Here is an 11,556-nt window from a genome sequence, read left to right as displayed (position 1 = left end):
TTCCCTTTCGAGCAAAACTCTTTCAGTATCTGGCGGTCTCTCTGGCTCAACTTCAATTTGGTTTGGCGCATGGTTGACGCATCTCCTTGTAGGATAATGCGTCATTATAATGTTTCTATATTAATGTGTCAACGTACTAGACTACTATGCTGATACACGGACTTATCGTGGCTGGGTCCGATTAAAAATTAGAGAGGATCGCCAGACAGAAATTATATTTGCTTTTCACACGTTAGGTGTGGAGTTCTTGGGTCTTATGGCCGCTTCCGCTTTTATGGAATACCGGGAGTATCGGGATAAAGAAGATGACCAAGAACCCACCCTGGAGGGACCCTACCTCCTTTGTGAGGATGTTTTCCAGTTTTCTTATAATGAAGACAAGCAGGTTGTCTCGCAGCGCTTCCAAGAATGGCTTAATGATGCCGTCCTAGCCGGGCTTGATCAGTGGAGGAGGCAACTCTAATGCTTATTGCTTAGCTCGAATGTCTTCTTCAAAATCCTCTTCGCTCGTTCTTCATCTTTCTGAAAGCATTTCCGCTTCCCTGCCATATCACATAAATAGCTGGAATGACAAACAACGTCAGCAGCGTGGTGGTCACCATGCCGCCGATCATGGGCGCGGCAATTCGTTTCATCACATCGGCACCGGCCCCATGGCTCCACATGATCGGCAAAAGACCTACGATGATGGCCAGCGCAGTCATAATAATAGGCCGTACCCTTTTGACTGCTCCTTCCACGGCAGCCTCGATCAGATCTGCTTTTGTGTTGAGCCGTCCCTCTTTTTGGCACTTCCTGAAGGCTTGATCAAGATAAACCACCATCACGATTCCGATTTCCGTAGCCACACCCGCCAAAGCAATCAACCCCACCCAGACCGCCACGCTCAGATTATAGTCTAGTAGGGCCAGAAGAAAAATTCCCCCCACCAGCGAAAACGGAACCGTGAGCAACACCAAGAGCGAACGACCTACCGAGCGAAAGTTCAGATAGAGCAGGACAAAAATGATTAAGATTGTGAGCGGGACCACCACCTTCAGCTTTTCCTTGGCACGGAGCATATATTGATAGGACCCGGCCCAGCCCAGGGAGTATCCCGAAGGGAGTGACACCTTTTCATTCACCGCCCGTTTGGCCTCTTCCACATAACTGCCCAAGTCCCGGCCCGAGACATCCACGTAGACGATTCCCGCCAGCGACCCGTTTTCATCTTTAATCATGGGGGGGCCGGTAGCGATCCGTATTTCGGCTAGCTGCTCCAATGGAACCTGTGCCCCGGTAGACGTCTGAACCAGTACTCGTTTTAATCGTTCCGGATCATCCCGCAGCTCCCGTGCATAGCGGACATTCACAGGATAGCGCTCCCGCCCTTCCACCGTCATGGTCACATTCGCTCCTCCGATCGCGGCCTCGACGATCTCCTCCACCTCCTGGACCGTCAACCCGTAACGGGCGGCCTCGTGGCGTTTCACAATGAAATCCAGATAATATCCTCCGGTGACCCGCTCTGAAAAAGCGCTCCGGGTTCCGGGAATTCCAGACAGCAATCCCTCGATCTTTTTTCCGATATGGTCAATTTCTTGTAGATCCTGTCCGTAAATCTTAATTCCCACGGCGCTCCTCACACCGGTGGCCAGCATCTCGGTACGGGTTTGAATCGGCATCCACCAAATATTCGGCATTCCGGGAAAACGGACGGCCTTGTCCATTTCGGCAATCAGTTTATCCCATGTCATTCCCGGTCGCCATTGATCCTCCGGTTTCAGTGTAATGGTGGTCTCCGCCATGGAAAGGGGGGCAGGATCCGTGGAGGTCTCCGCCCTTCCGATTTTTCCAAACACCCGCTCCACCTCTGGAAATTGCATGAGCAGTGCATCCTGTTGCTGAAGGACTTGAGTGGCCTTCGTCATCGAGATGCCGGGAAGAGCCGTCGGCATATACAGAATCGAGCCTTCATTGAGAGGCGGCATAAATTCCGAGCCCAATTTGAAAAAAACGGGTATCGTGGCACCGAAAAGAACAACGGCGCCAATGATCACCAGCACACGAAATCTCAAAAAAAGCCGCGCAATCGGCTCATACATGGCAACAAGAAAACGGTTGATGGGATTTTTATGTGTCGGGGTAATCCGCCCCCGGATAAGATAGACCATCAGCAGGGGCACCAATGTAATCGAAAGGAACGATGCGAACAGCATGGCAAAGGTTTTGGTAAAGGCCAGGGGTTTGAATAACCTGCCTTCCTGCGCTTCGAGGGTAAAGACCGGCATGAAAGAGACGGTGATGATCAGGAGTGAAAAAAAGAGAGGTTTTCCCAATTCCTTTGCAGCATCGATAATCACCTGTGTCCGATCCTGCCCCGGCCCCATTTGTTCCAGCCTCCGGTGGGCATTCTCGATCATCACGATAGCGGCGTCCACCATCGCCCCGATGGCGATGGCGATTCCTCCCAGGGACATCACATTGGAGGTCAGACCCAGATAGTTCATCGCGATAAACGAAAGGAGGATGGCCAGGGGAAGGCTCAAGATCGCCACCAGGGCGGAGCGGAAATGGAAAAGAAAAATAAGACTCACCAGGCTCACCACGATGGTCACCTCGATGAGCTTCTCCTTAAGGGTCGCAATGGCGCGCAGAATCAAATCAGACCGGTCGTAGGTGGTCACGATTTGCATACCTTCCGGAAGGGACGGTTCGATCTCCTTCAATCTGGTTTTGACCCGGTCGATCACTTTGAGGGCATTTTCCCCATAGCGCATGATCACGATACCGCCCACCACTTCCCCTTTTCCATCCAGCTCTGCCACCCCCCGTCGCATTTCAGGACCCAGTGCGATGTTGGATACCTCTCGAAGCAATACGGGCACGCCGTTCTGGCCCAAGCCTACAGGAATCACCTCCAGATCTTCCAGGGATCGGATATACCCCCGGCCTCGAACCATATATTCCCGCTCGCTCATCTCGATCGTCCGCCCGCCCACATCGTTGTTGCTCATCCGGATGGCTTGGGTCAACCGGGTGAAAGGAATACCGTATGCCAACAGCTTATTGGGGTCTACGTTCACCTGATACTGTTTGACAAACCCCCCGATGGAGGCCACCTCCGCCACCCCAGGAACCGCTTGGAGCTGATACCGCAAATACCAGTCCTGATATGTTCGAAGCTCGGCCAGGTCGTGCTGCCCGGATTCATCCAGCAGAGCATACTGATAGACCCACCCGACCCCAGTGGCATCCGGTCCCAAAATGGGATTGACCTCTTCCGGGAGCTTACCTGCAATCTTGCTCATATATTCTAATACCCGGCTTCGGGCCCAATAAATATCCGTCCCGTCCTGGAAAATCACATAAACATAGGAAAAACCGAAGTCTGAAGCGCCACGGACATATTTCACCTTCGGTGCGCCCAGCATGGAGGTCACAATGGGATAGGTAATTTGATCCTCCACCAGGTTGGGGCTGCGTCCCGGCCATTCCGTATAGATGATGACCTGGACATCGGAAAGATCCGGAATGGCATCCAGCGGCGTTTGTGTAACAGCCCAATAGCCCCAAGCCGATAGAAGGAACACCCCCAGGAAAATAATAAAAGGATTTTTCGCGCTGTACTCAATGATTCGTTCGATCATCTTACTTGCCTGCTTTCATAGGGGGAGCGACCATCCCCCCTCCACCGGCAGAGCCGGATGGAGCCTCCCTCTTCCCCACGCTCGCATTCGCTCGCTGTTGGTTAACATTCACGACTATTTCACCTTGAGGGTGAACTTCGCCTTCACCGGTTTTCCCGAACCACGAACGATGCTGGCTTCAATCTCCCAAGCGCCCTTCATCCCGAAATCCACCTCGGCCTCATAGATTCCGTCCTTGGTGTGCTTCACCTCCACGGTTTCAATTTCCATACCGGGCATGGCCATGGTGTAGGCCAGTGTCACAGCGGCATCGGTCACCGGAGATCCCTGGGCCTGAACGGTCAGACGGACTCGGTTTTCACCTTTCTTTGGCGGCTCAGGCTCGGTCGCCAGTGTCAGGGTCAGACCCTCTACGGTCTGTTCCCGTGGAGAAGAAGGCTGATTCATCTTCATCCCTTCCTTCCCCTTCATTCCCTCCATGCCCTGCATCCCTTCCATACCCCCCATCTCCATCTCGCCCATCTGGGCCTGTTCCATTTTGATGCCCCCCATGCCCAGCATCCCCATCATATTGGCGGCGGCCATGAGTTTGCTTTCGGAATCGATCAAGAAGGTTCCCGAAGTCACAACCGATTCTCCTGCTTCTAAACCGGCAAGGACGGGATAGTACTGCCCGGTCTTATGACCCACCGTCACCTCTCTCGGCTCATACATGCCATCCCCCTGATCCACGAACACAAGCTTTCTCGTCCCGGAATCCAGCAACGCATTTTGAGGAACCGCGATATGTTTTCCGGGTGTTACTCGAATCTCAACATTTCCGTACATCCCCGGCTTGAATTTCCCCTGCGGATTTGGAAACTCCAAACGGACCTTTACCGTCCGGGTTTCTTTATTCAGATAGGGGTAGATGTAGATTACCTTCCCGTTGAAGTTTTCACCCGGATAGGAGGTAAGAGTTGCCGTTGCAGACTGTCCGACCTTCACCGCCGACAGTTCATATTCATAAATATCCGCAAAGACCCACACCACCGAGAGATCGGCAATCTCATAGAGGTTCGTTTCCGGGGTGGCATACATTCCTTGGACGGCCATCTTTTTGGTCACCACCCCGTTAATGGGGGAATAGATCTTGGTCTCCACTTCCGGATGCTGTCCCTCTTTCAAGCCTTCGAGCTGCGCGTCGGTAAGATTCCATAACAGAAGCCGCTTCCGCGCCGATTCCACTTGGGACCGGGCCCCGCTGCGGATATGGGCAACAGGACTGGCTTGAACCCGTTCAAGGGTTTTAAGGGCGAGAAGATATTCTTCCTGAGTCGAGACCAAATCCGGACTATAGAGGGTAAAAAGCGGATCTCCTTTTTTTACGAATTTTCCGGTATAGTCCACAAAAAGGTCGGTAATCCAGCCCGAAATCCGGAGATTGACCTGACGAACACGACGCTCATCATAGTCGACGCTTCCCACCGTGCGGATCACCGTCTCAAGGGTTTGCTCCTTCACCTTTTTGGTCTTCACCCCGATCAACTGCTTGCGGGATGGGGCAACCATGACGGCCGCCTGTGCCATTCCTGATTGATTTTTCATCCCTTCCATCTCCATTCCCCCCATATCCATCCCCGCCATATCCTCCATCTTTGGGACTTCCGGAGATGTCATAAATCCCATGAATAACCCCGAATACCAGGTCATCCCTATAAAAACCAGTGTCGCTAGAACACCGCTCAAGAATATTAAAATGTTTTTGGCTTTCATTTTTTCCGCTCCTTTTTTTAAAACCTTAAATGTTCAATTCATTCCCTACAGTCCGCTCCAGTTTGGCAACCGACTGCCAGAACCGGACCAGTGCCTCAAAATATTCCAGTTGAAAATCCAACAGCGTGCGTTCGCTGTCGATCAGATCAAGAAACCCAACCTTCCCCGCCTGGTAGCCGATCCGTGCTGCCTTCAGGGACTGCTCGGCCTGAGGCAACACCCCTTTTTGGTATACCTCAATAAGCTGCTCTGCCGTCTTGATCTTCGTAAATAGATCCCGAAGCTCAAACAACGTTTGGTTGCGAAGGGCCGTCTGGTCCGCCCGGGCTTGAGCCTCTTCGGCCACAGCTTGGCTGACACGGGCATCGTATTTGCCTTTAAAAATCCAGGGGAGATTGACCTTGCCCACTGCCATCCACTTGTCAGGTCCCGTATGAACGTCCCAGTACATCACCTCAACCATAAAATCCGGAAAGTAATTCTTTTTTGCCAGTGATCGGGCCTGCTCACTTTTCTCAATCAGAAACTGGACCGCTTTTAGTTCCGGCCGCAATTCGAGCGCCTGCCGGGTTAACTCCTCAGTGGTCAGAGAAAAAGAGCGATATTCCACATCTTCAACACGTCCCAGCATCGTTTCAGGGGGTTGATTCAACATGGCATTGAGTTCAGCCTTGGCGGATACTTCCTCCTGCTTTAGGACCAACAGGCTGTTGTGAAGTTTGGATAGCTCCACCTGGGCCTTGAGGAGATCTTGTTGTGATGCCTGACCCACTGAATATTTTTGATCCGCAATCTGAATAAATTCCTCCAAAAGACTCTGATGTTCCAAATGCAAGTCAATGCTCTTTTGAATCAGAAAAAGATGATAGTAGGATAATTTTATACGGGCCGTCACCTCCAGGACTTTTGCCATGTAGTTCTGTTCCGCAGCATCTGCCAATTTGGCGGCAATCTTTCCCTTCAGAGATAACTTACCCGGGAAAGGAAAGCTCTGGCCGATGCCATACCAGGTCTCATCGGCATCACCGACATTGAAATCCGATGGGATAGCCCACTGGGTGATGGTCAATTGGGGATCGTCTAAAGACCTGTCTTGATCAATCTGCGATCTAGTTGCCTCAAAACCCTGTTTCATGGCCATAATTTCCGGATTGCTCTCTAAAGCTTTCTCGATTAAGTTTGATAAAGACACAATCGGGGGATTTTCTTTTTCTGGTTCTGCGGAATGGGCATGAGGATTCACCGTGCTGATCAGAACCTCCAACGCGAACCCAATGAGAATGAATAGTACTTTTGGTCTTAACATAAAAAGGCCTCCCTTCACCTCGAATGGATTTCAGGAATGATGGAGTACACGGAACAAAGAATTAGCTTTTGGGCGTTATTTATCCCAAAGCTCTTCGGAAACGGTTTTTTAAGGGATAGGACGGTTTAAATAAGAAGGGAGCGGGTGACGATATAAAGCTTAACAGGTCGGTTGTATTTAGGAGAATCAATTTCTCTTGAAGAAAAGACTCGGAGAGGGTTCTCCTCTGGGAAAGGTTCATTTTTTAAGATATGACCTAAATCGGATGGGTCGTCTACATAATAGTTAATGCCATAAGAAATGGAGCCGGTTAACACCGGATGCGTTGAGAAGGCAATCAGGCTTTGGTTGCAGTTCTGCTTTGCGACTTGAGGGGTGGTATCCATCCGGCAGTGCTCTTCACAACAGGCCATGGATTTACCTTCGCTCATTTTTGAGTGGGAGGGAAGAAGACAGGCAAGGGTTGGCTGACTCGATAAAAAAACGAATGTAATGAAAGCCAGGAAAGCAACTACTCTTACCGTTGGAGGAATCTTTTTCAAGAACTTTCTCCTTACAGTTTTAAAAAGAATATCACACGACTTAAAGGAAAGCAAGCGTCCGAATCATTCATTTTGCACATATTACCCCGCAAAAGTCTAAACTGAATCCTCAAATCCCCATATTAAGATTCCCCTCTTTGGAAAAGAGGGGCAAGGGGAGATTTTACAAAATTTAATCCCCCTGAATCCCCCTTTTCCAAAGGGGGAACTAAATAGCTACCCCGTAGCATGCTACGGGGAATATCAGGTTTAATCCCCATTAGATAGAAATTCAAACACCAATAACCTGTCATGGGCCGTATCGGTGGCAAAGATCCGGCTATCCAGGCCCACAGCCACACGGTTGGGTGATAATAATTCGGTAGGAAGATCCAGGTCCCACTGATCCAAAACACGGCCGTTCCCCGAGAGTGCAACCATCCGGTGGTTGGCACTGTCGGCCACAAAGATCCGCCCTTCTGAATCCACCCCGATACCGGAAGGCACCCGAAACCAGCCTTTCCAGGAAGCTGGGATCCCCCAGCCGAAGAAACCACCCCATTTAGCTAGGACCTTGCCTTTGGGGGTGAACTTCTGGATCCGGTGATTATAGGCATCCGCCACGTATATATTCCCATCCCGATCCACGGCCACATCGGTTGGATAGTTCATAGCTCCACCCCAGACTCTCCCAGGTTCTCCGACCTGGAACTGAAGTTCTCCATCCAGGTCATAGACCTCCACCCGCTTGTTATAAAACTCAGCAAGATAGATCCGCCTCCGTTCACGATCCATTCCCAACCCAGCGGCAACCGTAAAATGACCACGATCCTTTCCACTTTTTCCCCACTGCCTCAAAAATTTGCCTTCAGGAGAAAAGATCTGTATCCGATCGAGATCGTAGTCACTGACATAAACCTGACCCGTCTGGTCTACGACAACATCCACCGGTTTTGAAAATTCCCCCGGGCCCTTACCGGGTTCTCCAAATTGGAGAAGAAATTCTCCTTTTTCTGTGAATTTTTGAATCCGAGCATTACGGGTATCCGCAACATACAGGTTTCCTTCGGGATCAAACGCAAGGCCCATAGGCTCCCGAAATTGTCCTGGGGCCTCCCCGGTTTTTCCCCATGTCGAAAGGAGTTTAAAACCGTCTTCAGCGGATGATTCCGAAATACCCCACAAAAAAAGTAAAATAAACCCTATATAATAGGAAATAATAAATGGCCCGGGTATGAAGGAATTTGGTCTTTTCACGGTGAAAACCCTTTTGGGTCTATGGATTCAGGCACAAGTTTAAAGGGTGCATCTCGGGCATCCTTTGTACCCGCTTTCAAAACGACCTCACGGTCAATCATGTCGATGGCTTGTTGGATGATGGCATTCTCCTCCACTGGGAAAATTTGCTCTGTTTCTGTGATTTGAAAGGTGTAACCTTCATTTAACTGGTTGAACCTTCCCACGAATTCAGCCTTGATCTCACGGGGGGAAAATCCAGCATCGTATACATATTTTCTTAATGTTTGAATATCCAGAATCGGTTTGCCCCTGATAAACCCAATCTCCACAATTCCTTCTGTCATCTTCATGTCATACCAGGCAATCCGGCCAGATTGTTTAAAAAAGCGCTCCATACCGTAGGCGCAGAAGTAACAGGCCAGTCCATCCGCACGAATAAAAATCTTATTCTCACCCTTCTCGGCAGAAGGGGCAATCACCTTTGCTTCAGGCGGTGATGGGGAAAAAAAGATGGTTGAAAGCATCGAAAACAAAAAAACTTTGTATTTCATGTTAATCCCCCCTCCTTTACTAACAGGGTGTTGAAAAAGGATGTATTTGTGCGTTAGGTCGTCATTCCCGCGAAACCTGTCCTCGAATGCCTCTATCGGGGAGCGGGAATCCAGAAGTTGTTGATTTTAAAAATCCTGGATTCCTGCCTGCCGGCAGGCGGGCCCGATAAAACCATTCGGGAATGACGGATTCGAAGTTTTTCAACATCCTGCTAAAATCTAAACTCCGCAAGTGCCTTAAAATTAAAATCCTTCGGCTCTTGTTGTCCGTTTAACGATTGCAGAACCGGAATCTGTACCCCACCCCGCAACATGACTCGATTCGTTGGTGAAATTAAAATTTCGGGGGAGAAAAAGAGAAAATCCCCGCCGGTGTCGGGATTTGGAATTCCACTGACCTCGGCCTGTCGCTCATGGAGATAATTTAATTCGAAGAAATAAACAATGTCTGTTTCTTCCAACCCCCGAAGTTCCGGGCGCAGCCCATACGCCACATCGAAATAGATCCGGTTCCCCGGCATGCTCTGATGATCTTCAACATGATAAAGGTATCGAGCGTCCACAAAATAGTACCAGTGCAGCCCCTCACGCCCATGGGCCAGGCCCCCGAGAATGCTCGGTTGATCACGGCCAAGCCTTCCATCCCCTTCACCGACTGGAAGAGTGGACTGAATCACAGTGGCAATGGCATACTTCACGCCGGGAAGATCTTTATCCCAAAAACGCCATTTGAGGCGCACAGTCGGATCACCCAGGCCGTTTTCTACGTCTTGACCCGTTGAGGTCATTTCTTCCTCACGGACAAAGGGCATGGAAAGGCCTACGGCCAAGTCCCGCGTCAGACCGTAGGTGAATTCTTGCTCTATCTCAAACTCCCGCTCATCTCCCTGGCGCTCATGGGTCATTTCGGTATGAAGGTCAAAAGCTCCTTTACCGGGTGCCTCATGGCTGATCATAAATATGGGTTCATGGGCATAGGAGGTTCCTATCAATAGGAACCAAAAGGCCATTCCTCCAACGAATCCCTTCATTGAATTGATCCAAACCATCTCAACCTCCAAAGAGCTCATCCCAACAGGGTTGAAACCCAAGTCACGACAGCGCTGGTTCGGCTTCCTTGAGCCTTGACGTACAATAAAAAATGGACTCTTCCCAGAAAAAACAAGGACATAACAAGTAGAATAGGTGAAAGGTTCCCGGTGACTTGTCGGGACAGATCCATGCCAGCCAATCCGATAACAGAAAAAATTCCTGGTGAGATACAGCACCAAGGGAGTGCAAAGAGACCTCCGATGAGGCCAGATTCTTTGACATTCAAAACCATGTCTTGTTTTCTCTCAATAAGCCATATAAAGATTCGCTTCCTTTCGCAAACGGATCATTTCCCGGAGGCCGAGGGGTTTAAAAAATGGGGCCGATAGATGATCAACCGCACCCAAATCTTCTTCAATTCCGGCAACGACCAACATGGAACTATTGATATAGAATTGGGCGCCTTTTTGCCTTAGCATGTGGAGGTAATCCCCATAGGTTGCAGGGATGTCCTCCATTTTCAATCCAAACTGTTGAGAGAGCGATGATTTTAAGTTTTCTGGCAGTTTAAACTTTTCAATTCCGTCCTTCCCAAACCATCCCACTTTATAGGTATTTACGGCGTCCGCATCAATGAGAACATTGACGTTGAGCCCTTCCTCCAGAGCGGCCCAAATTTGATTGTAAGCCACGCAGATTTGTGCGTCATCATGCTTGAGACTGGTTTTCAAATGAAATAAAATTGTTTTTTTTGATTCAGCAAATGTAAGGCCCACATGGGTAGATATTCCAAGAAAGAAAAGGAACGTAAGGAAAACCCAAAATGCTTTATTCATTTCAAACCTCCCGTTAAATTCCTTAAAAGTTATTCATTTGTTTCGGTGGACAAACGGTATCGCTGTAGGAACAAAAGATACAACAGGTCCCAGGTTTAGGTTTCATCATCCTCTTGCAACGTCCACAGATGTAATTGATTTGACAAAAATCCCTCGGCATGGTCTCCTCTTTCTCAAAACGGCAAAAGGGACATGTGATTCGGGCATTTATTTCCATCTCTTTCCTATCCTTCAAAGGATTTTTCCTCCTCGACGATCCAGAGCTTCCAAAATCGGACATTCACTGGTGGGACCGCGCCCTCTGCAAGAATGTTTTAAACGAAACAGTGCTTTTCTCATTTTTTTCAGGGCCAAGATTTTTGAATCAATCTCTGAAATTTTGATCTCGGCTCTTTTTTTAATATTCCCGCAAGAGGTCTTTGGATCAACCCGTAGGGAAAACAGATCCTGAATCTCCTTGAGAGTAAAACCCACCATTTGTGCCCCTTTAATAAATTGAATCCGGGTCACACTCTCATCCGAAAATGTTCGATACCCCGAACCGGTCCGGGGCATTTTAGGAATAAGTCCGCGCCGTTCATAAAACCGGATGGTTTCAATATGGACACCGGCTTTTTTGGCCAATTGGCCCGAAGAAAAAGTCTTCATTTTGAAATCCTCCAAAATCATCATAATCCCTGTACTTAG

Annotated in this window: 11 protein-coding genes; 1 reads left to right on the top strand and 10 read right to left on the bottom strand. The window is 49.3% G+C overall.

The window, feature by feature from the left end; all coding sequences use genetic code 11:
- Positions 1-256 precede the first annotated feature (256 nt).
- On the top strand, positions 257-463 hold the full coding sequence (locus tag VGB26_02290) for a hypothetical protein (GenBank protein HEX9756615.1): 207 nt from the start codon (positions 257-259) through the stop codon (positions 461-463).
- Positions 464-491: 28 nt separating this feature from the next.
- On the opposite strand, the gene VGB26_02285 is transcribed toward VGB26_02290, so the two are convergent.
- The 10 genes from VGB26_02285 to VGB26_02240 all read right to left on the bottom strand — a co-directional run bounded on the left by VGB26_02285 (position 492) and on the right by VGB26_02240 (position 11,517).
- A complete protein-coding gene (locus VGB26_02285) occupies positions 492-3,629 on the bottom strand; it encodes an efflux RND transporter permease subunit (GenBank protein ID HEX9756614.1) in 3,138 nt (1,045 codons plus the stop codon).
- A gap of 114 nt (positions 3,630-3,743) precedes the next feature.
- The gene (locus VGB26_02280; protein HEX9756613.1) at positions 3,744-5,384 is read right to left on the bottom strand and encodes an efflux RND transporter periplasmic adaptor subunit; all 1,641 of its coding nucleotides are present in this window, start codon (positions 5,382-5,384) and stop codon (positions 3,744-3,746) included.
- Positions 5,385-5,409: 25 nt separating this feature from the next.
- Positions 5,410-6,690, bottom strand: coding sequence for a TolC family protein (locus tag VGB26_02275; GenBank protein HEX9756612.1), 1,281 nt, complete (start codon positions 6,688-6,690; stop codon positions 5,410-5,412).
- 125 nt (positions 6,691-6,815) lie between these two features.
- On the bottom strand, positions 6,816-7,232 hold the full coding sequence (locus VGB26_02270) for a hypothetical protein (protein HEX9756611.1): 417 nt from the start codon (positions 7,230-7,232) through the stop codon (positions 6,816-6,818).
- A 249-nt stretch (positions 7,233-7,481) separates the two neighbouring features.
- Entirely contained in the window at positions 7,482-8,468 is a 987-nt protein-coding gene (locus tag VGB26_02265) for an NHL repeat-containing protein (GenBank protein ID HEX9756610.1), read from the bottom strand.
- Positions 8,465-9,001: a hypothetical protein gene (locus VGB26_02260; GenBank protein ID HEX9756609.1), complete on the bottom strand. Its 537-nt coding sequence runs from the start codon at positions 8,999-9,001 to the stop codon at positions 8,465-8,467. Before VGB26_02260 ends, VGB26_02265 begins: the two co-directional genes overlap by 4 nt.
- Before the next feature lie 212 nt (positions 9,002-9,213).
- A complete protein-coding gene (locus VGB26_02255) occupies positions 9,214-10,050 on the bottom strand; it encodes a transporter (protein ID HEX9756608.1) in 837 nt (278 codons plus the stop codon).
- A gap of 288 nt (positions 10,051-10,338) precedes the next feature.
- Positions 10,339-10,869: a hypothetical protein gene (locus VGB26_02250; protein ID HEX9756607.1), complete on the bottom strand. Its 531-nt coding sequence runs from the start codon at positions 10,867-10,869 to the stop codon at positions 10,339-10,341.
- A 22-nt stretch (positions 10,870-10,891) separates the two neighbouring features.
- On the bottom strand, positions 10,892-11,086 hold the full coding sequence (locus VGB26_02245; protein HEX9756606.1) for a GDCCVxC domain-containing (seleno)protein: 195 nt from the start codon (positions 11,084-11,086) through the stop codon (positions 10,892-10,894).
- 14 nt (positions 11,087-11,100) lie between these two features.
- Positions 11,101-11,517, bottom strand: coding sequence for a MerR family transcriptional regulator (locus tag VGB26_02240; GenBank protein ID HEX9756605.1), 417 nt, complete (start codon positions 11,515-11,517; stop codon positions 11,101-11,103).
- Positions 11,518-11,556: the final 39 nt, after the last annotated feature.

It is taken from the genome of Nitrospiria bacterium, assembly GCA_036397255.1.
Taxonomy (GTDB): Bacteria; Nitrospirota; Nitrospiria; order DASWJH01; family DASWJH01; genus DASWJH01.
This window is presented reverse-complemented; position numbering and strand designations above follow the sequence as displayed.

Coding starts and splice junctions, on each gene's coding strand:
- VGB26_02290 (HEX9756615.1), top strand. CDS start 257: ATGGCCGCTTCCGCTTTTATGGAATACCGGGAGTATCGGGATAAAGAA.
- VGB26_02285 (HEX9756614.1), bottom strand. CDS start 3,629: ATGATCGAACGAATCATTGAGTACAGCGCGAAAAATCCTTTTATTATT.
- VGB26_02280 (HEX9756613.1), bottom strand. CDS start 5,384: ATGAAAGCCAAAAACATTTTAATATTCTTGAGCGGTGTTCTAGCGACA.
- VGB26_02275 (HEX9756612.1), bottom strand. CDS start 6,690: ATGTTAAGACCAAAAGTACTATTCATTCTCATTGGGTTCGCGTTGGAG.
- VGB26_02260 (HEX9756609.1), bottom strand. CDS start 9,001: ATGAAATACAAAGTTTTTTTGTTTTCGATGCTTTCAACCATCTTTTTT.
- VGB26_02255 (HEX9756608.1), bottom strand. CDS start 10,050: ATGGTTTGGATCAATTCAATGAAGGGATTCGTTGGAGGAATGGCCTTT.
- VGB26_02250 (HEX9756607.1), bottom strand. CDS start 10,869: ATGAATAAAGCATTTTGGGTTTTCCTTACGTTCCTTTTCTTTCTTGGA.
- VGB26_02245 (HEX9756606.1), bottom strand. CDS start 11,086: ATGGAAATAAATGCCCGAATCACATGTCCCTTTTGCCGTTTTGAGAAA.
- VGB26_02240 (HEX9756605.1), bottom strand. CDS start 11,517: ATGAAGACTTTTTCTTCGGGCCAATTGGCCAAAAAAGCCGGTGTCCAT.